A 23,391-nucleotide genomic window follows, 5' to 3' on the forward strand; every position below is an offset into this window, starting at 1 on the left:
CAGGCGGGCAAGGTTTGAGAATATTCGGACTAAAGATCAGTGAGAATTGTTCACTCCCTTATTTGCCCTTCCCCAAGCACTATGAATTTCGTTGTGGTTAAGTCCTGGACTCCCATAGGTCCATAAGCGTGAATTTTGGTAGTGCTGATACCTATTTCCGCTCCAAGCCCAAATACATAACCGTCACTCATTCTTGTGGACGCGTTTACCAACACTGTTGAAGAATTGACTTCCCGCAGAAACTTCTGAGCTGAATCATAATCTTTGGTAACAATGGCCTCTGTATGCAATGACCCGTACTTGGCAATATGCCTAATTGCTTCATCCATGTCTTTTACGATTTTTACCGAGAGAATAAGATCTAGATATTCCGCGTACCAATCTTCTTCAGTGGCGGGGACCATCCATTCCACGATGGCCCTGCTGTCTGGACATCCTCTTAGTTCAACAGCGGCTTTCTTGAATTCAGCAGACACCTTCGGAAGAAATTCCGAAGCTATTGCTTCATGAACTAGCATTGTTTCCAGCGAGTTGCAGACTCCGGGTCTTTGCGCCTTGGCGTTTAGCGCTATCTTGACCGCCATCTCCTGATCGGCGAATTGATCCACGTAGAGGTGGCACACACCTTTATAATGCTTGATTACAGGAATCCTGGAATTTTGAGAAACGAACCTTATGAGTTCTTCACCACCTCTGGGTATTATGAGATCTATAAATTCTTCGAGCTTCAATAAATGCGTGATGGCTTCCCTGTCAGTCGTCGGCATTAAATTCACAACATTCGGGTTGACTCCTGATTCTTTCAGGGTCTCCTTGAAGATCTTCACGATGGCTAAATTTGAATTAAAAGCCTCAGATCCCCCTCGAAGAATCACGGCGTTCCCAGCCTTGAGACAAAGCGCAGCAGCGTCGGCAGTCACGTTGGGTCTGGATTCATAGATAATGCCGACAACACCTAAAGGAATCCTCATCTTTCCGACCCTCATTCCGTTGGGTCTCACCCACATCCCCGTGATTTCTCCTACCGGATCCGGAAACGCGGCGATTTCCTGGAGACCATCGACCGTTTGAGTGATTACTTTATCTGACAGTGTAAGACGATCTATCATAGCTGCGGATAAGCCTCCGCTTCTTGCTGACTCGACGTCTTTCAGGTTTTCTTTTTGCAAGGTTTCTTTTCGGGATTTTATCTTTTCGGCTACGTCATTCAAAATTGAACTCTTTAGCGACATCGAAAGCCTAGCCGCGTCTGCCGCCGCCTCATGAGTGATTTTCGCCAACTGAAAAACTTCTTCTCTTATGGACATGGCTGTCTCCAACTACATTGTCTCTTGATCCAGGTTAATCTTCGATGATAACCTTGTAAAGACCATTCGTTTTTTAGAAGATTATGATTATCACTGAGTTATTGATTTATCAACCGATATACCACATGATCCTGAACCGACCAAAATGAGTGGCGACAATTCAGGACTTTGAAAGGGCTGTTATATGATTCCAATAATCTCTGTCGTAGGTAAATCAGATTCCGGCAAAACAACATTACTGGAAAAATTGATACGAGAACTTGCTAATAGAGGATATAAAGTTGGTTCTATCAAACACGACGCCCATTCTTTCGAAATAGATCATGAGGGGAAAGACTCCTGGCGTCACAAAAAAGCTGGAGCCACGATCACCTTGATATCATCACCTTCAAAGATAGCCATAGTTCTGGATTCAGACCACGATCATACACTAACTGAGTTACGCGACAAATTTATCAAAGATGTGGACATTGTCCTGACCGAAGGCTTCAAGCGAGAAACCCTCCCTAAAATAGAGGTGTTTAGAAGCGAGATGCGGAGGGAGTTACTGTGCTCGGAAGATGATAACCTGATTGCGATAGCTGGAGATCCTGAGACCGCCCCAGTCGGTGTCCCGATATTCGATCTTAATAATCCGGCCCCATTAGCCGACTTTATAGAAAACAAATTCCTTGTGGCTTGCCGCTAATCTCTGGGGACCTTACTCTGGGCTGAAGGATTTACTTTAGCTTATAGCTCTGGATATCGCTTCACTGGTCTCCAGCGCCAAGGATTTCGCCGTCTCCATTTTCTCGGAAGATTGAGCCAAGTCCAGACCTACCAGCCAGAAGCCGGCTACCATGCGCCTGCGGTTTTTCTTCCCATGGAATATAGGAGCCGCTATTGCGGAAACATTCATAAGATATTCTTCATGATCGAAGGCAATTCCTCTTTCCCTGATTTCATTGAGCTGTTCGACGTACAATACAGGGTCGGTTACCGAATGAGGAGTGAAACGGGGGATAGGATTTTTTTTCAAGATTTCTTGAAGATCATCAGGGTCGTGATACGCGAGAAAGATTTTCCCCACTGCGCCCGCAAAGAGTGAAAGACGCGTCCCTGGCCTAGCTGTTATCCGCAGATCCTTGACTGATTCAATCTGATCAAGAATCAATAAATTAGACCCTCCACACATTCCGAGGAAAACATCCTCATTGAGTCGCATACTCAGGGTCTCCAGATAAGGTCTGGCCATCTCAACCAGAGGGATCCTGACAGCCGCAATTTCGGCTATTTTTCTCGTTGTAAATCCGCAGGTATATTTTCGTGTAATTGGATCCCGCAATACCCAACCGGTTTCTTCCAAAGCGGCGAGTATCCCATGGGTGGTGGATTTGGCCAGTTTCAGTTTGGAAGCGATTTCACTTATTCCCGGATTCTCGGATTCTGAAAGTATCATTCTTAGGACACGCATGGCTTTTGAAACAATTGGCGCCGAATAAGATACTGAAACAGCTTTTTGCTTCGAATTCATACCGAGGCCCCACATTCGATGGTGATTAATGTTTTCACACGTGAATATGTTCATTATTATGAACTATATTGACATTTTTTACCTTTTTGAGTGTATCTTGTCAACGGAATTATCGTAATGTTTTATAGCTTGACACTATCCTGGGGTACGGATTATTTTAATGTTGGAGAGTTCTGAATACGGAACGTTTCTTTTTCAATGACGCTTAAAATAAAATTGGGCGATATTTTGAGAGCCACTCTGAGTTTTAGATCAGGTAACGAAGGTTGGATAGGGATTGCCCCTGACGGATCCTCTTATCACATTGTCGCGCCGGTTGACACGCAGATTGCGAAAGGGATTATGGCGTGCAATCGTCCAACGGATGGAACCCCTTTTGGGGGGTATAGAGGATGGGTCTATTTTCGTATACCTCCCTTTATTTCGGAGGCAAATGATTCCCAATCTGTTAAAATAGAACAAGCCAAATCAAATGCAAAAGAACTGATCCAAAAACTCGAAAGATTTGGAATCCAGGCGATTGTTGAGGAAACCGCTTCCGCCAGAGATGACCATGAAACAGACTTCGGGAAGGAATTACGCAAAGCCGATTTTGTCTGTTCAAAGTGTCAAAAGAGATGGAACAAAATCGTTAAGGTTCTCCAGGATCCTGAGTTGTTTTTTAAATTCTATCGAGCTTGCGTAAGCGATTTTTCGAAGGGAATATACGTATTTGAGCATAATTGCGGGGGCCAGGTTAAAATACCTGTCTCCAGTTTTATGAAAAAGCCGCTCGTGAACAAGAATCTGGCGGGTTTACCGGCGTGTCCGGGTCTTTGCTCTTATGAATTTTCGACTCAGGAGTGTCCAGCCTTTTGTGAAGGGGCCTATTACCGTCGTATAGCGCGTAAGATTGTGAAACGCGACAATCATAAACGTTGAGAGGTCTCGATCTGTAAATTCCGTCGCGCTAGCGCGACTAATTTGATAGGCGTTCCATATCCTTAATAAGGTGTTTCCTGTTATCGTTTTGATATAGCCGAGTTTCTTGATCTTTAACAAATTATTCCTAATTTCTTACGGGAGGAAAAAAGCATGATCCTGCCCAAGTTTGACTATCATGAGCCTACTACGCTGGAAGAAGCATTGCGTCTGCTTTCGGAGTTAGGTGGAAACGCAAGGATACTGGCTGGAGGGACGGATCTCCTGGTTCGGATGAAACTAAAAGTTGAAAAGCCGAGTCACCTGATATCATTGCGTAAAATTCCGGGGCTAGACACGATCATCCCTAGGGAAAATCACGGCGTCACAGTCGGTCCTTTTGTCACAGCCGCTGATTTGTCCAAAAACGAACTGATTTCGGACAGATTTGCGCCGGTTGCGCTAGCGGCCGGAAGGCTTGGCGCTCCGGGGGTGCGAAATAGAGCCACATTGGGGGGAAACATTGTTAACGCCAGACCTGCGGCGGATCTGCCTCCAGCGCTCATGGTTCTTGACGCTGTCTTGAAACTGAAAAGCGCTTCATCGGAACGGGAGATACTGGTCGGAGACTTTTTCGTCGGTCCCGGGGAAAGCGTCATTGAGCCCAATGAACTCTTGGTAAGCGTATTCATGGAGAGACCTGCCCCTTGGAGTGGAGGCGCCTACATTAAACTTGGCGCTCGTAAAACACTCGAAATATCAATGGTTAACGTCGCTGTGATGTTGGCGCTGCAGGAACCCGAAGGTCCAATAGTCGACGTTAAAATCGCTTTGGGAGCTGTGGCTCCTACACCAGTCCGAGCGCTTGCGGCGGAAGAATTCCTTATCGGGCGTCAACCTTCTGAACAGGTTTTCCTTGAGGCTGGAGCAATCGGAGTGGGAATGTGCCAACCAATAACCGATCATAGGGGAACAATGGAATACAGATGCCTCATGATCGAGACGCTGACCTCCAGAGCGCTGAACCAGGCATATCAGCGGGCGATCGCCTGGAAACCATAACAGTTGATCCCGAGCCTGTCGATCACAGTTCCATACGGGCAGATTTAAATTTACGGGATTTTTCTTATTAAGAAGTCCTGTATCTCCGGAGAATGAATAATGAAGAAAACAATTCAGCTTACTATAAACGGTGAACCTGTCGAAGCGGCTGTTTCTACGAATCAGACGTTAGTTCAATTTTTGAGGGAAGATATGGGTCTGACAGGGACCAAGCACGGTTGTGGCCTCGGAGATTGTGGCGCATGCACTGTCCTCATGGATGGCAAGGCTGTTAATTCATGCCTCGTACTCGCAATCCAAGCAGATAGGACGGCAATAATGACCATCGAGGGCCTTGCGGAAAACGGAAACCTTCATCCGTTGCAGCAGGCTTTTGTGGATAAAGGAGCGATCCAATGCGGTTTTTGCACTCCGGGGATGATTCTGTCGGCCAAGGCCCTTTTAGACGAGAAGCCTAACCCCTCAGAGTTGGAAATAAGGACCGCCATTTCAGGAAATTTATGCCGATGCACGGGATACCAGAAAATTGTTCAGGCCGTCGATGAGGCTGCGAAAGTCATCAGAGGAAAAGAGGAGGCGTAAGATGGGCAATTATAGAGTTCTGAACACCAGAGCCCCGAGAGTTGACGCGGCGGCCAAGGCGACAGGCCAGGCCAAGTACGCTGATGACTTCCAAATGCCGGGAATGCTTTATGCCGCGATATTGCAAAGTCCAGTGGCGCATGCCCGAATCTTGCACATTGACACATCAAAGGCCAAGAAACTGCCAGGCGTAAAAAACGTAGTCACATCAAAAGAGGCCGGGTTGATCAGATATGGAGTATCTCCCGCCAGGTATGATGAAACACTATTCGCTCACGATAAAGTTCGTTATGTAGGTGATGAAATTGCGGCGGTGGCGGCAGTGGATCTGGAAACAGCCCAGGAGGCGCTGTCGCTTATAAAGGTGGATTATGAGGAAATTCCTGCGGTGTTTGACATGTTCGAGGCCACGAAAGACGGCGCTCCTCAAATACACGATGCATTTCCGGGTAATATTAACGCTGAGGTTCATCAGGAGTTCGGAGACACCGAAGCTGCGCTCAAGTCTTGCGACCTTGTAGTGGATCATACTTTTCTCAACAAGCGTCAGGACGCTGCGTTTATCGAGCCTCATTCGTGTGTAGCGGTATTTGATCATGCGGGAAGGCTGACTCTATATACCTCCACCCAGGTTCCCCATTACGTAATGCGTACCGTTGCCATGACATTGCAAATTCCGGTGGGAAACGTTCGAGTTATCAAACCTTATGTTGGTGGAGGTTTCGGACCAAAATGCGAAGCTACCCCTCTTGAGATGAGTTGCGGCCTCCTGTCAAAGATCACGGGAAGACCAGTCAAAATGACCTATTCCAGAGAGCAGGTCTTTTTGCACAGTCGGGCCAGGCACCAGTTTTACGCCGAGATGTCTCTTGGGGTCATGAATGACGGAACAATGGTGGCCCTGAAGAACAAGGCGGTGCTCGATGGAGGAGCCTACACAAGCTTCGGCATTGCGACCGTTTATTACTCGGGTTCGCTCTTGGGAGGCCCTTATAAGCTAAAGGCCATGAAATATGACGGTCATCGCGCGTACACGAACAAGCCGGCATGTGGAGCCCAACGCGGTCACGGAGGTGTGGCTCACAGGGCATGTTTTGAACAGCTTATAGACATGACGGCTGAAAAGCTTGGGATTGATCCAGTGGAAATGCGTCTAAAAAACATCATGACCGCCGGTGACATGACAGTAAACGAGCTGGATATGTCGAGTCTAGGAATGAAGGAGTGCATCGAAGCCATTCGAGAGGGAAGCGACTGGAATAACAAGAAAGGGAAGCTACCCAAAGGCAAAGGTATTGGAATGGCTTGCGGATTCTTTGTTTCCGGCGCCGGCTACCCTATCTACAGATCAGACACTTATCATTCAACTGTTGTGATAAAAATGAGTGAAGATGGTGGAGTGGCAAATCTCCTTACAGGGTCGGCTGAAATTGGACAGGGATCAGATACGGCCATGGCAATGATTGCGGCCGAGACTTTGGGAATCCCTCTGGAAAATGTCCATGTCTTTTCTGGAGATACTGATTACAGCGTGGATCTCGGCGCATACTCGAGCAGGCAGACTCTGATGACAGGCCATGCTACAAAGGAAGCAGCCGAAGAGTTAAGAGACAAAATTGCAGGTTTTCTCGCGGAAGAAATGAATGTAGAAAAAGCGGCCATAACTTTTGTGGACGGACTCGTAAAATTCGACGGCGCTCCGGGCAATTTTGAAAAGATAAGATCCAGTTTCATAAAAGAGCACAGAGGCTGGACAGACCCTCCATCGGGGGAATACCTAACATTCAGGGAAGCCGCCAGAGTGGCTTATCTAAAAGCCGGAACACTCGTTGGGACAGGGAAATACAAACCACCCAGACTTGGCGGATCATATAAAGGAGCAGCAGTGGGCACATCTCCAGCTTACGGATGCTCGGCCCAGATAGTCGAAGTTTCGGTGGACCTGGAAACCGGACAGATAACGGTTGACAATATGACGGATGCGCACGATTGCGGGCTGGCTATAAACAGGATGTCCGTTGAAGGCCAGATGCAAGGCTCACTTTCTATGGGGCTTGGGGAATGTCTCTTCGAAGAAGTCAAATTCGACTCCAGAGGCAGAGTCATTAATCCGTCGCTTGGTGAATACAAGATTCCGACAGCGCTCGATATGCCGAACGTAAAATCGATCATTGTCGAATCGAATGAGCCTAATGGCCCTTATGGAGCTAAAGAAGTCGGGGAAGGGGCGATAATGCCCACAATACCGGCCATTCTCAACGCGATTTATGACGCGACCGGCGTCAGGGTTAACGAACTCCCCGTGACATCGGAGAGATTGTTTATGGCGTTGAAAAAGAAGTCGGAAGGCGTCTGAGGCGACAAATTCCCTGGAATTCGAAAGCCGGAGCAGAATAACGATTTATTTCTACATCCGGCTTTCGTGTTTGGTTGTTTTGAAGAATGCAGTGACTTAACTCTAAAGAATCAAATCCGGAGGACACTCAGAAGCCACGAGGGGGCCCGGATTATCTGATGAAAGCGCCGAGCTCGTGGGAGACTAACGTTAATCATGGACGGTAGCCTGAAATTCATATTGAACGGATACCCCGAAGACTTTAAAGACGCGACTCTCACCATCCAGATTCTTCTTGAAACACTCCAGGAAGATGACCCTGGGGTGATAGTCGAGCTTAACGGTCAATTCATTCATAGACACGATTTTGCGAGTCGTTTCATTAACGAGGGAGACCGAGTCGAAATCATCCATCCGTCGTTTGGCGGTTAACAGGACCCGGCGTCCTCGTTGACTGTAAACCTTAGAATATCAAACCAATCCCAGCGGTAGGCCCTGCCAAATTTATTTTGTCATAGTCGGTAGGTTGGCTAGTCTCCATAACGTACCATCTATACCCACCTTCCAGGTAACCATACCGTCCACAATTCATAGGCATGTATACTCTGCCTAACCATACTCCATCCCAGCCGAAATGGTCGTTGTCAAAATTCACCGACCCTCTGCATTCGGTACTAACTGTGGCTGAGCCTATATCTCTGATAAGCCGCTCAATACTTGCGCCTGCCGTGTACAATCCCTGAGTGCGCGAGCGGCTCCGGCTAAAGTTAGGCTGGCTAATAGTCAGCTTGTCATCATACATGACGTATCCGGCGAACAGACTCGATACGGCGTTGGGTCTGTGAAACCAGTCATATACCAACTCGGCGCGGTATACGTATCTATCCCAGATGGTCAAAGTGTTTATGTTAGCGGAGAATGTCGTGTTGCCGAAATAAAAGAAGTTTCTCGGCATGGTGTTGGCCCTGTAATTGATAGGCATGAAAGTGAACCGTAAGCCCCAATTGCACTTTATCTGGCACCTACCCTCGTAGACCCCGAGATATTGATTTGGCCCCAGGTCCAAATCGTCTTTCAGGTCCAATTGCGTACCTGCTCCGAACGCCCCATTCGTACCCCAAATGACGTCACTTCGATACAGAGTCGGGTACCAAACCTGGGCGCTCACCTGAAACTGTTTGGCGCCCACGTGAGGCAAAAATGCGCCTCCGCAAGGTCCGAATCCCATACCTTGCTGCGAAAACAGGCCAAACATCCCGGGCGCAGGTACAGGGACAGGATTTCCTGCAGCCACTCCTGGCACAGGGCAGCCCTGAGGCCCACATATAGGTGGTGTTGGTGACACCATCGGCGCATTCCCACGGTAGGCGGGATAGCTGGGATTTGAACGAACAGATCCCTTATGCCCACGAGAGGTGTAAGAAGAGCCGGTTTGAGGTTGAGCCGGGTACGTCTGCTGCTTTGGAACCGACCTATTTTGATAAGTCGGGTCTGCAGAAAGAGCGTCTCCTTGAACTCCCGGGCCGGAGATATCCGGTCCCGTGTAACCCCAGGTCACGGTTGTTGCGACACAAACCAATATTATTTGACAAACCAATACCTTCAGGCGCTTTATTGTAAGCATGCCCTCCCTCCTTCACTGAATGTCCTGGATTCTCCTAATGATTCAAAACGAATTTTCTGTCAAGTGATTTATTAAGTATGATTGCAAAAACTTTCGTTTTAATTTTAAGGTGGTTAATATCAACATACCCTACTAATGGGGTTTATGTTACATAACATATTGATATATAACTACTATTATTATTAGTGTTTAGAATCTAATTAAAACACTATCTAATTGGATTTAATTCAGATTAAATTTAGTTATGATCGCAGACTTTACACTAACGCGCGGTCACAACATTCAGTTATCACGTATTTTTATATATGTATCCACGCAGAGGTAGCGCTCGTTAAACGTTATGTGGCTGATTTGTCATGGCTTGGACTGATTCCATAATTTTTTGCTCTTTGACCTTTTTGTTGGCAGTTTGTGATAAAATAGCCTGGACCGCGCGGTCTTTTCTGCTTCACATTCTAAAAGACTTGTTAAGGCCTCGGAGACTGGCTATAGCATGCTAAAAAAAGCCATTTTTTTGGACCGGGACGGAGTTATCAACCGAAAACTCCCTGAGGACAGGTACGTTCGAAATCCTGGCGAGTTTGAGCTTTTACCTGGAGTGCCTTTAGCTTTGAGGATTTTTAAGGGATTAGGATATTTGCTTGTAATTGTTACCAATCAGCGAGGGATAGCGAGAGGAATTATGACCGAGGACGATCTCTCGGATGTACACGATTTTATGAGGTCACTATTCAGAAACGATGGAATGGAGCTGGACGGACTCTATTATTGTCCTCATGACAAAACAGATTATTGTGATTGTCGGAAACCTGCCCCTGGAATGATATTCAAGGCCGAGCGCGACTTGGGCATTGATCTGGCGAAGTCCTTCATGGCTGGAGATTCCCTGTCTGATGTTGAAGCCGCAAGAACCGCGGGAGTACAGCCGGTGAAGATATCTCCGGTTCGAGAAGCGTCAGATATTGCGCCGGTTTTTTCTTCTCTTCTCGATTTTGCGGAATTTCTTCAGAAAAAGGGGTTCCGTCATGACTAGGAGTATATTAGAATAAAAAATAATGGAGATTACATGACCGAAGGTAGCGGTTCGGACCCTAGAATGTCATTGAATACGGATGATCGGATGTCCAGAGAGGACCGCTTCAAGTTTTACTGCGGCCCTAGTGTCCCTTGTTTTACGGAATGTTGCAGAAAACTTGAACTCTCATTGACTCCATATGATGTCTTGAAGCTCTGTAAAAGGCTGCGCAAGACTCCTGAAGAATTCCTCGAAGATTACACAGACATAAAACCCGGATCTCGTCACGGCTTTCCTGAAGTCTTTCTTAAAATGCAGGCCGAAGGAGAACGTCTCTGCCCTTTTGTTTCACCGAGTGGTTGCTCTGTGTACGAGGACCGGCCCGGAGCCTGCCGTATTTACCCTCTCGGGAGAGCCGCGTCAAAGAATAGATCCACCAATCTTAATGAAGAGTTCTTTTTTCTGGTGAAGGAAGATCACTGCAAGGGATTCGAGCAGGCGAAGACCTGGGATGTCCAGGAATGGGTTTCTGGCCAGGACTTGGACCAGTATAACAGGGTTAACGATTTGCTCATGGAATTGTACATGCTTGGATTCCGAAGGGGATCCGTTGAACTGTCAACCCAACAGTTGCAGATGTTCATGATGGCCTGTTACAACCTTACTAAATTCCGTGACTTTCTTTTCAACTCGTCATTCCTGGCAAGGTTCGATCTACCTGAGGGACAAGCTGAATTGATGCGAGACGACGATTTGTCTTTGCTTGAGTTTGCTTTTCAATGGTTGAAATTTGCTCTTTTTCGTATTCCTACTTTGCGATTGAAAGAGGCGGGTCGGTGTTAAGCTCCGCAAACCAAGAGAAATTTGGTAAGAGAACTTTTTTCATCATATCGAAGGAGAGTTTTTTTCACTCATTGATGAGACAATCTAGTTAATCCAAGCGTATGCGCTTTTCTTGAAGAGAACCGTTTCCGGTGACACTTATCATTTCAAGGTTCAAAGGGAGGCCGTATGTCCAAGAGTAAAGAGATTGTTACCGAACTCATGGCCGGCGCCGGAGTTCAAATAAATGGGATCAATCCCTACGACATTCAAGTCCACAATGAGAATTTATACGACCGGGCGCTAAGTCTGAAGAGTCTAGGCCTTGGCGAAGCGTACATGGACGGATGGTGGGATTGCGAGCGGCTTGACGAATTTGTTAACAGAATCCTGCAAGCGGGAATCGCTGACAAAACGCTCGGCTCCTGGAAGCTGGCTGTCCCGTTTCTGCGAGCCTACCTCTTTAATCTGCAATCTGTCAGTAGAGCAAGGATGATAGCAGACCGTCATTATAATCTCGACAATGATCTGTTTCTGTCCTTTCTCGACCCTTATAACCAGTACAGTTGCGCCTATTTCAAGGAAACTGACGACCTCACACAGGCTCAGATCAATAAAATGGACCTGATAATCACCAAGCTCAAACTCGTCCCTTCAGATCATGTGCTTGATATTGGCTTTGGATGGGGCGGGCTGGCGAGGTACATGACGGAAAAAACGGGTTGCAAAGTTACCGGAGTCAACATCTCAGAACAACAGATCAAATACGCCAAGCAGACTCTTTCCGGTTTACCGGTAAAAATAATCAACTCTGACTTCCGGGAAATTTCCGGTGAATTCACCAAAATTGTCTCGGTTGGAATGTTTGAGCACGTTGGCTACAAGAATTACCGAACATTTATGCGTATTGTCCACAGGTGTCTAACGGACGGGGGAATCTTTTTACTTCATACTATCGGTGGTAATTCTACCCAGATTAAGACGGACTCGTGGATAAACAAGTACATCTTCCCGAATGGAATGCTGCCGAGCATAGCTCAAATAGCCAAATCGGCCGAAGGTTTGTTCGTAATTGAGGACATCCACAATCTCGGCCCCCACTATGACAAGACCTTGATGGCCTGGAATTCGAACTTTCAGGACGCCTGGCCGGAACTTTCGAAACGTTACGACAATCGCTTCAGAAGGATGTGGGAATATTATCTCCTGTCATGCGCCGGAGCGTTTCGAGCCCGTTACAATCAGTTGTGGCAGTTGATCCTGACAAAGCCCGGCTCTTCACAACCGGAATTTAGAATTTGATTTCCCGCTTTTTGCCGGCTGGGTCATGCGCTGGTGGCATGCGTCCCTTGACTGGTTGGTAATAACATGTAATACTTTATGAAATATATTAGATGCGTGCCCCCAGAGGGGCCGGTGCATAAAGTAAGACATGAGCCAGGAAAAACCAGAAATAATCACATTTAAAGTGCCAAAATCACTGAGCCAGGCGCTGAGAGGAGTCCCAAACCGATCTGAATTTATCCGTGAGGCTGTTCTGGCCGCATTGGATAGCGTCTGTCCATTGTGCAAGGGATCCGGGATTCTCACAGTCGAACAAAAAGCTCATTGGCAGGGTCTTTTATCGGACCATTATTTATCTGAATGCGGGACATGCAAGGCAGTGCATCTAGTTTGCCGTAAAGCCGAAAAGGAAACCGCTCATGAACCTTAAACCTCGATCCATGAACTTGTGTTCGACCGGCATTGAGGACTGATTCACGGGCGTGAAGCGTTATTTCCGACACCCTAACTGTTTTTGTGGTCTACCCTGTTTGCGATTTTCTAACGTTTAAATTGTTTCTTTATTCTGTTTATGTGGCCTCTTCCAAGCCCTTTCACTTCGCAGCCCAGTTCAAAATATCGAGCGATAGCCCCGTCTTTCAATATCCCAAAACAATCTATAATGGCTAATGGACCGCCTGCGTAGCGAACCACATCATCCGGATCCAGGTTCATGAATTTCTTGTGTCTTACCGCGATAATCATTACGTCAGCGTCTTTCAGCGCTGTTGCGATATCTTTTTCGATTTTCAGTTCAGTAAGCTTTTGCTGCGAGCGGAAAAACCGGCCACGGCTTTTCCCTGGTGCGGGGTACGTTTCCTGGGCTTCGAATTCCCACCAATGATCCACGTACGGGTCGTGGACACAAACGTCGGCGCCCATTTCTACAAGTCTCCGGACTATAATTTCTGAGCCGCTGTATCTGGTATCCCCTACATCCTCTCTGTACGAAGCTCCTAAAAGAGTTACTTTGGAAGCGGCGATATATCTCCCCATGTTTCGGAGGGCGTCTCTAACGAGTTCCGCCACATGGAGACTTCTACTGTCGTTTATGTCTATCGCTAACGGTGTTATCTTAAAAAGATCATCCTCGAATCCCAGAAGATGCTTGTACGCCCATACAGCTAGTCCGCCGTCTTTGGGAAGGCAATATCCACCGATACCCGGCCCGGGGAAAATTATATTCGAGTGAGTGGGCCTAACTTTTATGGCGTCCAACACCTTAACCAAATCCACGCCGTTACGTTCGGCAAAAACGCTCCATTCATTCAGAAAGGCCAGTGTAGTGGCGCGGTAGCTGTTCTCAATTATTTTTGAGGTTTCGGATTCAATTGGTCTATCAAGAACTGTTAATGGGAAGTTCTTTGTGTCTATGACTTCACTTAGAAATTTAACCACTCTTTTACGCGCTTCTTCATTTATTCCACTGCAAACTCTCCAGAAATTCCTTACGGAAGCCACATAATTTGCCCCGGGCATGACCCTTTCGTAGCTGTGGGCAAGTAATGGGTCGTCCTCGATGCCTCGTTTTTGAAAAGCCCTTTTGATTAATGGGTAGGCAACCTGTTCAGTAGTGCCAGGAGGAACAGTGGTTTCTATAAGGGTAAGAGCGGTCGGAGGAATCGTTTCACCGATAATTTCAAGGGATTTTTCCAGGTCTTCCAGGTTAACATAACCGGTTTTGACATTACTCAATGATTCCTTGATGTAATCACATTGCACGTCTACCACTACCACATCGGCCAGACTCAACGCCTGATAGGTAAATGACGCTGTTAACGTTCCTTTGTCCACCACGCATCTCTGGATCATGGCAGGGACTTCCGGGTCTTCGGACTTGACAGGAGCGACGCCACGATTCATGAGTGGTATTTTCCAGAAACTGCGTGCGCTGGGCCTTTGCATACCGATTACGAATTTCCCGGGATTGCCCGAGTCATTCGTAGAATCGGCGACAACCGCAGCCATTACCGCCCCGACAAAACCTATGCCCATGACTACAACTATTTCTCGACCCTGGCCCCTATGGGAATCGACCAGATTCTTCAGACGGAGAAACTCTGCGGCGTAATCATCTTCATTTGGAAGATAGAAAACTTCACCTTCTGGGCTGACAGATACTTCCCGGTTCATAGATCTCCCACTTTCTTGGTGTTCGTGTTGAGGACTTTACGTCACATTAATTCGGATTTGACCGGCCAGTCAAGTCAAAATCCTGCAAGTTGTCTTAACCGAACATGGTAACCAGAGCGCAAAATCATTCCTGTACCAATTTTAGCAGCTTGAGGTAACCCCCACGTGCGTGGGGACAATCCATGACGATTCGCCTTCATGTGGTGTTCGAACGGTTCACCCCCACGTGCGTGGGGACAATCGCTCCAAATCGCCTGTGGATCTCCTTGCAAACGGTTCACCCCCACGTGCGTGGGGACAATCGCACCCACAAATGAGGCGCTCGAATGGGCGCCGGTTCACCCCCACGTGCGTGGGGACAATCAACTCCAGCATCAGTTTCCATTTTATTTAATCGGTTCACCCCCACGTGCGTGGGGACAATCTGACTAACAGCATCGCCTACTTTAACTGTAACGGTTCACCCCCACGTGCGTGGGGACAATTACATCCGCCAGCTACTCTCCTGGTAGATCTGCGGTTCACCCCCACGTGCGTGGGGACAATTGGCTCAGCCTCGACTCTGAAATCCCAGCCTCCGGTTCACCCCCACGTGCGTGGGGACAATCGCTCAGTCCTTTCTTCGGTCGTTTCATGCTTCGGTTCACCCCCACGTGCGTGGGGACAATATGCGTCGTTGGCTACAGTCGCCAGTTCAAGGCGGTTCACCCCCACGTGCGTGGGGACAATGTTCGCATATCTCAGGTTATCCCGCCTATTGTCGGTTCACCCCCACGTGCGTGGGGACAATAGGCCCACTTCGATGTGGCCGCTGGTCGATCCCGGTTCACCCCCACGTGCGTGGGGACAATTTAGAGTAGACTTGCCTATGGATTCTGGGAAACGGTTCACCCCCACGTGCGTGGGGACAATATGTTTGCGTACGTAAACCAATCGGTTACATACGGTTCACCCCCACGTGCGTGGGGACAATAACTGGCCTATGTCGAAAAACTGCCTCGCCTCCGGTTCACCCCCACGTGCGTGGGGACAATGTAAACGGATATAGTCAAGCATCGGATTCACATCGGTTCACCCCCACGTGCGTGGGGACAATTATCAGGCTATCTATCTCTTGTCGGTCATTCTCGGTTCACCCCCACGTGCGTGGGGACAATGGCTTACTTCAGCATCAGCTATTTGTTTTAATCGGTTCACCCCCACGTGCGTGGGGACAATACATTCAATGACATTGAAAATATTAGGTGGGGTGGTTCACCCCCACGTGCGTGGGGACAATTTATTTTTCCGGCTTCTCTCGGCGCAGGTCCGCGGTTCACCCCCACGTGCGTGGGGACAATCAGTACCTCCAGCCACTTTACTTCTTCCCCTTCGGTTCACCCCCACGTGCGTGGGGACAATTCTTGCGACATGATTCTGAACCTCTTCCTTTCCGGTTCACCCCCACGTGCGTGGGGACAATGAAGGCGCTGATAAGAATTGGGATTTGCTCGCCGGTTCACCCCCACGTGCGTGGGGACAATTCCGCACGCATTATATTAGTTGAACGGCCTACCGGTTCACCCCCACGTGCGTGGGGACAATTATTACGCAGGTCATTTTCCTTAGTGGAGAAACGGTTCACCCCCACGTGCGTGGGGACAATTCTACTTACTTCCCCGCTGCCTTCTTTTCTAGCGGTTCACCCCCACGTGCGTGGGGACAATTTATGTATAGGAGCTTTTAGTATGACTTTATCACGGTTCACCCCCACGTGCGTGGGGACAATTGGCCCGGCAATTCTGAACTCTTTGAATCCCTCGGTTCACCCCCACGTGCGTGGGGACAATTTAAACAGCCAGATGGCGGCAAGTATCCGCGCCGGTTCACCCCCACGTGCGTGGGGACAATACTGGAAAAAGCCGCATTATTGCGGCAGTCTTATCAAAGACAACCCCTCGAAGTCAACGACGTGACGACTGGGCTCGCCCAAAATTCTTATCGAGAATCCTTGCTCTGTGTTGTCGCTATGGACCATCAGGCACGAACCATCTCGGGATTCATCGGACAACTTGTGCCACAAACGCTCCCTAACCATTCCTGAGACACTTCCAACAAATACTCCCGTCCTCAGTTCAAGCATCCATCGTGTCAATTCTCCTCTAAGCCCTCGGGGAACCTTTTCAAGGATCACTATAACCATTTTCATCACCTAACGTCGGTTCATCAAAGTAGTTTATACCACCCGTTTGATTGGCCCCCGCTGGATCCCACAACTCGCCGGGAAGAGCCGGGTCGGAATCGAAGTCCATCTCTTCAGGTTTGGGCCGGTTCCTGCTTCGCAGATCCAGGACGAACTGAGTATCTGCAACGATGGTTTGCAAAAGCTTGGTCTCTTTCAATTTGTCTCGGACAGCTTTTCTGACGCGGCTTTCAATTTCAGTCTCTCCCTTGGCCACGGTTTGGAAGGCAATCGGAATTGAGAGTTGGGTCTTGTATAGATCTGCGATATCATACACGAACGACAGCATTTTCCCAGTGTGGATGAATCCCAAAGCCGGCGACAGGCCGAGAGCAAGAATCCCGGCCTGGCAGATACCATACAAACAACTGTTTGCAGCGGACAGAGCACGGTTGACCGGATCACTGTTTTTCCAGTCACTTCGATCATAGCATCGCCCGAGCCATGGAACACCAGTTTCACGGCTAGCTTCAGCGTATGTCTCTCGAACTCTTATTCCCTCCTTGCCGCGTATTTGTCGTAGCGTTAGCGACTCTTCTAGGGGTGAATCGAACCTCATGGAATACATTTTCCTCACGACTCTCAGTCTTTGCTCGCTATCCGCCCAGAGTTGCGCCTGAAGAAGCAGATTGTGAGCATGCCTCGTCTTTCCCTGACCATAGGCGTAAAAACGCACGCCTTCCTCACCACACCAACATACAAGACAACCATTGTCCGCCAACGCAGATATCGCAGCATGTGTGACGCTCGTTCCCGGCCCCATCAACAACAAACAAAGGGTTGCGCATGGCACGGGAACCTTTCCCGCGGCATCGAACAGGGCTATGGATTTGGCTTCTTGTTCGATCTTGCAATGTTCAACATACAGATAGCTCCATCCGTCTCGAAACCGAGGCAAAATATTCAGATCTTGGGTCCTCATGGCGCAAACTCCTATGGTGGTGGGAATTCTGATGTTACCGAGAGAAGCCCAAACCCAAAAGCTTTTCCTGGTCCGATGCCGCGGGCAAGAGTTTTGCCAAAAGTGTCAGCGTCAGTAACTACCAGAATGCCTTCATAACGTACAGAGCGTAATCGCCGAGCGCCGTTACGATCTAGCCTCTTGTTCACATAAATATAGCCACTTTGGGTATTGGTAATTTCAACGAGACGGAAGCCAGGCCGAGATTGTTTATCCTCTGAGTTCTTCGGCGCCGACCATACAGGTTCAGCGCGGCGCTGCAGCCAATTGTCGAGATCGGCCGTCGGCACGGGAACCTCTTTGCCCTTCCATCGTTCATCAAAAGGTTTTCCTGCAAAATCTAGGGATCTAGAACTGACTTTTCTCACCGGGTTGGCCAGGATGCGGAATCGTAGACGCTGGTTAAGCTGGAATCGAGGGTTGAATGGCTTCAGCTCAGCGGGAACCGCCAAAAGATGACGAGCGTTCTGGAACGCGTAGTCCCAATCTGGTTTAACGCCAGACTGCACTAGAATCACGGCCCGGCCGGAGCCGAGTTGTGGATCGATACGATATAGGAACCCTTGGTTGCCATCCCGGGGAGTATGAACGTCCTTAAGTTTGACCTTATGTATTTCAGTAGAGGACTCGGTAAACAGACCTTGCTCCCCGGAAAAGTCCATAGGTCGATAAGGGTCGAGGAACTGCGGGTCTTTGTCCTTTCGTTCGGCCGATGGAAACGCCATGCATAGACGCTGGTGGACCCGGTAAAGGTTCCGTAGCCACAGCCTGCCGGGGCGAGGACGGTCTGGGTTGCTACCCACGTCGATCAAGAGACAGGACAGGTACATGTCTATTCCACCTCCTCGGGCTGCAAACGTCGGCGACGGGTCTCCAATGAACGGTATTTAACTATCTCATCACGTTTTTTGACTATCTCATTGCGCCATCGGGGTTCACATGGGTTAATTCGATCCAGGCCCATGCCAAGACCATATTCAATCATGGTTACAGCGTCGTGACAGAGCCGGCAGAGCGAGCGTAAATCTTCCTCGGATTCGTTTCCACCTGCGTTGCGGTACGTTATGTGTTGTACTGTGGTCGCCGGCGCCTTGCAAAATACGCACAGCCCGTTGTCGGCGGCAAGTCGGGTCATTCTGGCGTCGCGATACTTGCTGTCAGTGTAATTTGCCCGTGGGCGCGGCGGAGATGGGGTGGAATTCTGAAGGGGCATTGGCGACACCTTGATGTTACCTTCAGGTCCTATAGTCAATTGCTGGCGAACGATAAATCTGGGACCATGAGACGGCGGTTCGAATGTCAGTGGCTCATCGTACCAAACGAGCGCATCAGTCGGCGCTTCCGGTTGCCCAGGTATTGGTTTCCAGTCGAGAAGGCAATCCACGGTCTGTGGCGCCAAATCGCCTCTAAACCGACGACGCCATTCCACTGATGTGAGCGCCGATTCCAAATTGGGGAAAGTCTTATCTTGATTCGCTGGCTCAAGTAGAGGTCGGGCTGGTGGACAGGACTTTCTTCCGAGATAGAGAGTCCATTTAGGTTTTTTTATCGCTTCACTGAGTTCATAGATAAGACTCTCATCATCACCTTGTAGAGCCACGAGAAAAGAAGCGTCGCATAGGTATTCTCGCCGCGTCAACATAGCGCCTGGTTTTGTTTTTCCTTCGGCTTCGGCGATACGCATCCGCATACCCGCGCCAACCGTGTGATAATCCCACCATCGGACACCCGGGACATCTATCCTGACTCCCATGGTCAAGGCGCTGAGTTTCGGCAGCCAATCTTCTGAAGCCTTCGAGCGGGACACACCTAAAGCAGCGCACAAAAGTCCAATCACGCCTGACTTTGTGGGCGCCTCCATTGTTCGGCGAATGACGAACTTGGAGTTGTCACCCCATGCTTGAAGCGGACCTTCCAGGCGAAGAAAGAGTGTGTAAGCGCTCATCAGCTAAGCTCCGGGCTAATGAAAACCCCTTGAACCGCCTCCCAGTCATTGCCAGTGGCGCCGACCACTGAAGAGACTAACTCTTCCAGCGACTTTAGGTTGTTTTCTGCAAGGACTATCTCCTTCTTATTTTCGATGACACTCAAAGGGTACCGAAGATTGGGCGAGAACCAGAACCTCTTATTAGGCTCACCGTATCCGGTGTCTAGGTCACGAATATATTGACCGAGCTGTGCGATGCTCTGCGAAATAATGTCTCGTTGTCCACAGGACACGGGCCTGGCGAATGCATTGGCATAGCTGATAGGTGCGTTCTTAATTTCTACTAGCATCCCATCCGGTGGATTGTGCGCTGCGAAGCTATTTTGTTTGCCACTGGGCGTTGTTAGCGCCACCCCTTTTATGAATGCCCCAATTGTGTGGGCAGCCAAATGTTCTTGATTACCGTTGAAGCCTTTGAGATTATCTACAAGCGTTTCCCAGTGAATTGAAAAATACTTATAGAAACATGCGGACGCGAACATGGCCTCGTCCACATAACCTGCTCCAGCGTCGGCGGCGGGGATATCGTCCGCAGCGACGAAATAATCTACCTCGGGTCGGGCTTCATGTGTTGAGATTGCATGGGCCACCTGCAATGCAGCTTCTACTGTGGTAGCAAGTCCTTTCCACAATTCCTTAGATTCTTTATCTGGCTCCAACATCCGTCCCGAAAGCGCCATGTCTGGTACGGCGACCCGTTTGCTGATGAGATTTCCGAATTCCTTTGCAAGTTGGGTGTCAGTTTTTCCATTATCATCTTGCAATAGTCTTGCCATCTCTTGGACAGCCTCCTGGGTCGTGTAGACAAGCATCTTGGACTTTTCTGCATCTTCCTGCCCATCTTTTTCCTGATTCTTTTTGGTCGGCATCTTCGGTTTAAGACCGCAAATGGCAAGAATTGTCTCTGCACGCTTCTTGACGTCATGTTGATCCGTTATCTTTTCGGCGATTAATTTCGACAACTGTCGAGTGCGAATTCCCCCGCAGAGTCGTTTGAATTCTTCACTCATGCGGATACTTCGCTTGATACACTGGCTGGAGATACGAGAACGTAGCACTCCGCCAAAGTAACAGGTCTTGGGCGCTCCAAGATCGTCCCGGTTCAAGTTGGCCGGACTGTGGTTTTGAATAGCGTGAATCTCGATTAGCATGATCTTGTCCTTTCGTTAATTTGGAGGAATTGCTCTGCCCATCTGAGTCGGGTTCTTTCACGTTCCCAAATGGACAGGTCATCAGTTAGTTTCACCCAATCGACTCTCGGACTTTTTGAGGCAATATTATCTAGCGCCAAATGCAAAGCGGGCTCGATCAGGCCAATCGGTAGGAGTAGCAATTGATCGAATCGACCTTGGTATCGACGTCTTTCCCTCTCATCGTTCGGCTGACAAAGGCCTAATTGGCATGCAAAATAATCGCCTGGAGAATGCATGATCGGACAAAAGGCGTAGAGTTTTGCGATCAGCCACGCAACTTCCCGACGAGGCGCTCGCTCGTTTTTTTCACGCAATGGCCACCAGATCCCGGCAAATAGGTCAAACCCATCGACCGATTCATCAAGCCCTAGCCCAGCGTGGGTTCGCAAGAGCCCCAACTCACCGGCCTTCAGGTGCGTTAGGGCTTCAACGTATTGATCCGTTGCGCTCACTTCGTCCCTCCTTTGTTACGGCCTAGATCGTTATTTGCTCCAGGTCTTAATCGCACGACTGGCGTTACACAGGCAATCTGCTGTCGCCTTAGCACTGATACTGTCGTAAAACCTGGTGAAAGTGATTTGGCGATGATGGCCATCATTGCATGATATTCGTGGCCTGATTGTTCCCGAGCTAAGTTCTCTCCGGAAAACAACTTTTCAATTTTCCCAGACACTGTGTCTTCGACATGAGGACAAATAGCGACGATAGCCGCCTCAATATCTATATTTGAACAGCGTGTCCTCCTTTTATTTTCCTTGCTGAGCTGTTTCTTCAAAGTTCCTCTCTCCTTTAGCCACCATTCGACATGTTCAAGACTTTTGGCAAGTTCACTCGTCGAAACATCCAACGGAAACAGATATTCCTTTGCTTCCAAGTACTTATCATTCTGAACCGTTGAAAAGCCTACAATGGAAGCATAGACATTGGTGTTTGAAGTCCGATTTTTCTTAATTACCTCTCGTATTGAATCGATTTTCCCCTCGTCCCGAAGCAGTTCGGCCATAATTACTGCCCATTCTCCGGCAGCAGCGTCACGAGCGCCAAGAGTATCGCCAGCATGCAAAGATTCGTTTTTGCCGGTCTTTGAATAAAGGACATGAGGGTCTCGCCAAACTCGTCCTGGATCGTCCTCCCCTTTTTTTGTGCTCCCAATGCCATCAAACTCGCAAAATCGGACAAGACGATCTTTCCTCCCACATGAGATACAAACAGTCGCGGATGCTTCTGGATTGTTCAGCCACACCCGTCTGGTCAACCATGTTAATCCCGTCAGCAAAGGGACTTCATCTGTTTCTGAGAGTTGCAAATCCGGCTTTTCCCATGCAGGTATTCCCAGGTTCGACGCCGGTCGCCACGACAACCACAACGTTTCCGCAAGTGACATGCCTGTAGGTATGACGTAGACTGGCGGTTTTGCATTGATACCCGGCGGCTTGCCCCTGCCTCCTGATGTGGCAAACAAGGGCAATCTCAATAACCCCATGGCACAACAGGCGAGACACAATCCATCCTCTCCGTCCGTCGAGTGGCAGAAATGCCAGAAATTGCTCCCCGTAGGAATCTCCTGGATCAGGTAATTGGCAGATAGCTTCTTATGTGACCTCATGCTTCCAGAACGAAAACATTGATAGAACCTCCTACTCTCACCCAGCAGATTGAAGTAATCCTGGTTCTCTTCGAGTTTCAAGAACCAATCAGCAGGAAACGAGTCTTTTGGAAAGGCGTAACCTTCGTCTGTCGGGTTTCCCTTGCACTAATACAGTAACGTTAGAAGGAACCGTACAATTGATACCCGGTCCATAGGATTCGACGCGGCGATCTGGCGGATACGGCCTGCTTGTGTAAGGGCCTCCCTGATTCCGACACGGCCGAATTTTCCGTTAGTCCATAGAATAGGTATCCAGTCCTCCACTAGCAGATTGTAGTTCTCGGTTTTCTGTTTCATAGCTTCCTCGGACCTTCTTTACTCGAAACCAGTTTTCGATCGTGATAGCCAATGCCAAGATGAACGCCTGTAATATCCTGACTCAGCGTCAGTATGTCGGATGAAGATTTTCGCGATCAGGCTACATGTATATGGTCTTCGCCACATTCCTTACCCCCATCGCATCGTCTTTCTGGCTATAGACAAAGTCTTTTCAGGGAACTTGTGACTTAGTCTATTATATGGACGCCTAGATTAGTATGATTTTCTTACCTACCCGAAGCGAACTCCAAATGCCGTATCCAACCGATACTCAAGTTTTGATAGAGGTATTTTTACACACACGTGTGTCAAATAAGGACAAATGAGATGAGATTATTTTGACAGAGGCAAAAAAACTTCCCATCGCTGAAAGGTTTCCGCCAGCGCCAAGAAATTTATCGAATCAATGTGATTTGCATGCCGGCAGTTTCCGGACGGCGGCGCCCG

Annotated in this window: 20 protein-coding genes, 1 pseudogene and 1 CRISPR repeat array; of the genes and pseudogenes, 10 read left to right on the forward strand and 11 right to left on the reverse strand. The window is 48.7% G+C overall.

The genetic code is table 11. The features are described from left to right. Positions 1-50 precede the first annotated feature (50 nt). Positions 51-1,307 (reverse strand): glutamate-5-semialdehyde dehydrogenase, encoded by a 1,257-nt coding sequence (locus tag WC647_02145; GenBank protein ID MFA6221095.1) that lies wholly within the window; start codon positions 1,305-1,307, stop codon positions 51-53. Positions 1,308-1,491: 184 nt separating this feature from the next. On the opposite strand from WC647_02145, the gene mobB reads away from it, so the two are divergent. Continuing rightward, positions 1,492-1,995 carry a molybdopterin-guanine dinucleotide biosynthesis protein B gene (mobB, locus tag WC647_02150; protein ID MFA6221096.1) on the forward strand — a complete coding sequence of 168 codons (504 nt, stop codon included), beginning with the start codon at positions 1,492-1,494 and terminating at the stop codon, positions 1,993-1,995. A 36-nt stretch (positions 1,996-2,031) separates the two neighbouring features. Here mobB and WC647_02155 read toward each other — a convergent pair whose 3' ends face one another. Beyond that, the gene (locus WC647_02155; protein MFA6221097.1) at positions 2,032-2,820 is read right to left on the reverse strand and encodes an IclR family transcriptional regulator; all 789 of its coding nucleotides are present in this window, start codon (positions 2,818-2,820) and stop codon (positions 2,032-2,034) included. 198 nt (positions 2,821-3,018) lie between these two features. Here WC647_02155 and WC647_02160 point away from each other — a divergent pair, with 198 nt between their 5' ends. From WC647_02160 to thiS, 5 genes are all read left to right on the forward strand, one after another. Further along, complete coding sequence (locus tag WC647_02160) at positions 3,019-3,741, forward strand: hypothetical protein (protein ID MFA6221098.1); 723 nt, start codon at positions 3,019-3,021, stop codon at positions 3,739-3,741. Between the two features lie 153 nt (positions 3,742-3,894). Further along, on the forward strand, positions 3,895-4,782 hold the full coding sequence (locus WC647_02165; GenBank protein ID MFA6221099.1) for a xanthine dehydrogenase family protein subunit M: 888 nt from the start codon (positions 3,895-3,897) through the stop codon (positions 4,780-4,782). Positions 4,783-4,881: 99 nt separating this feature from the next. Continuing rightward, entirely contained in the window at positions 4,882-5,364 is a 483-nt protein-coding gene (locus WC647_02170) for a (2Fe-2S)-binding protein (GenBank protein MFA6221100.1), read from the forward strand. A 1-nt stretch (position 5,365) separates the two neighbouring features. Beyond that, positions 5,366-7,720: a molybdopterin cofactor-binding domain-containing protein gene (locus WC647_02175; GenBank protein MFA6221101.1), complete on the forward strand. Its 2,355-nt coding sequence runs from the start codon at positions 5,366-5,368 to the stop codon at positions 7,718-7,720. Positions 7,721-7,915: 195 nt separating this feature from the next. Continuing rightward, positions 7,916-8,131: a sulfur carrier protein ThiS gene (thiS, locus tag WC647_02180; protein MFA6221102.1), complete on the forward strand. Its 216-nt coding sequence runs from the start codon at positions 7,916-7,918 to the stop codon at positions 8,129-8,131. Positions 8,132-8,162: 31 nt separating this feature from the next. Here the strand turns inward: thiS and WC647_02185 are convergent, their stop codons facing one another. Then, entirely contained in the window at positions 8,163-9,323 is a 1,161-nt protein-coding gene (locus WC647_02185; GenBank protein MFA6221103.1) for a hypothetical protein, read from the reverse strand. 493 nt (positions 9,324-9,816) lie between these two features. On the opposite strand from WC647_02185, the gene WC647_02190 reads away from it, so the two are divergent. The 4 genes from WC647_02190 (at position 9,817) to WC647_02205 (ending at position 12,874) form a co-directional block, all read left to right on the forward strand. After that, entirely contained in the window at positions 9,817-10,356 is a 540-nt protein-coding gene (locus WC647_02190) for an HAD family hydrolase (GenBank protein ID MFA6221104.1), read from the forward strand. A 33-nt stretch (positions 10,357-10,389) separates the two neighbouring features. Continuing rightward, positions 10,390-11,181, forward strand: a complete 792-nt coding sequence (locus WC647_02195; GenBank protein MFA6221105.1) for a YkgJ family cysteine cluster protein — start codon at positions 10,390-10,392, stop codon at positions 11,179-11,181. Positions 11,182-11,349: 168 nt separating this feature from the next. Beyond that, on the forward strand, positions 11,350-12,462 hold the full coding sequence (gene cfa / locus WC647_02200; GenBank protein MFA6221106.1) for a cyclopropane fatty acyl phospholipid synthase: 1,113 nt from the start codon (positions 11,350-11,352) through the stop codon (positions 12,460-12,462). Between the two features lie 130 nt (positions 12,463-12,592). Next, on the forward strand, positions 12,593-12,874 hold the full coding sequence (locus WC647_02205) for a ribbon-helix-helix domain-containing protein (GenBank protein ID MFA6221107.1): 282 nt from the start codon (positions 12,593-12,595) through the stop codon (positions 12,872-12,874). A gap of 110 nt (positions 12,875-12,984) precedes the next feature. Here the strand turns inward: WC647_02205 and WC647_02210 are convergent, their stop codons facing one another. From WC647_02210 to WC647_02245, 8 genes and pseudogenes are all read right to left on the reverse strand, one after another. Next, positions 12,985-14,616: a nucleotide sugar dehydrogenase gene (locus WC647_02210; GenBank protein MFA6221108.1), complete on the reverse strand. Its 1,632-nt coding sequence runs from the start codon at positions 14,614-14,616 to the stop codon at positions 12,985-12,987. A gap of 151 nt (positions 14,617-14,767) precedes the next feature. Next, a CRISPR array of direct repeats spans positions 14,768-16,506; the repeat unit is 29 nt; unit sequence CGGTTCACCCCCACGTGCGTGGGGACAAT. Positions 16,507-16,522: 16 nt separating this feature from the next. Further along, the gene (cas2e, locus tag WC647_02215) at positions 16,523-16,798 is read right to left on the reverse strand and encodes a type I-E CRISPR-associated endoribonuclease Cas2e (GenBank protein MFA6221109.1); all 276 of its coding nucleotides are present in this window, start codon (positions 16,796-16,798) and stop codon (positions 16,523-16,525) included. Beyond that, positions 16,779-17,759: a type I-E CRISPR-associated endonuclease Cas1e gene (cas1e, locus tag WC647_02220; protein ID MFA6221110.1), complete on the reverse strand. Its 981-nt coding sequence runs from the start codon at positions 17,757-17,759 to the stop codon at positions 16,779-16,781. Before cas1e ends, cas2e begins: the two co-directional genes overlap by 20 nt. An 11-nt stretch (positions 17,760-17,770) precedes the next feature. After that, positions 17,771-18,628 carry a type I-E CRISPR-associated protein Cas6/Cse3/CasE gene (gene cas6e / locus WC647_02225; GenBank protein ID MFA6221111.1) on the reverse strand — a complete coding sequence of 286 codons (858 nt, stop codon included), beginning with the start codon at positions 18,626-18,628 and terminating at the stop codon, positions 17,771-17,773. Positions 18,629-18,630: 2 nt separating this feature from the next. After that, positions 18,631-19,743 (reverse strand): type I-E CRISPR-associated protein Cas5/CasD, encoded by a 1,113-nt coding sequence (gene cas5e, locus WC647_02230; protein ID MFA6221112.1) that lies wholly within the window; start codon positions 19,741-19,743, stop codon positions 18,631-18,633. After that, entirely contained in the window at positions 19,743-20,936 is a 1,194-nt protein-coding gene (gene cas7e / locus WC647_02235) for a type I-E CRISPR-associated protein Cas7/Cse4/CasC (protein ID MFA6221113.1), read from the reverse strand. The genes cas5e and cas7e overlap by 1 nt, the downstream gene beginning before the upstream one ends. Then, positions 20,930-21,430, reverse strand: a complete 501-nt coding sequence (gene casB, locus WC647_02240) for a type I-E CRISPR-associated protein Cse2/CasB (GenBank protein ID MFA6221114.1) — start codon at positions 21,428-21,430, stop codon at positions 20,930-20,932. The genes cas7e and casB overlap by 7 nt, the downstream gene beginning before the upstream one ends. Further along, a pseudogene (locus WC647_02245) lies at positions 21,427-22,923 on the reverse strand (type I-E CRISPR-associated protein Cse1/CasA). The gene casB and the pseudogene WC647_02245 overlap by 4 nt, the downstream one beginning before the upstream one ends. Between the last annotated feature and the right edge of the window lie 468 nt (positions 22,924-23,391).

The sequence above is a fragment of the Desulfomonilaceae bacterium genome (assembly GCA_041662605.1).
Classification (GTDB): Bacteria; Desulfobacterota; Desulfomonilia; order Desulfomonilales; family Desulfomonilaceae; genus CAJBEZ01.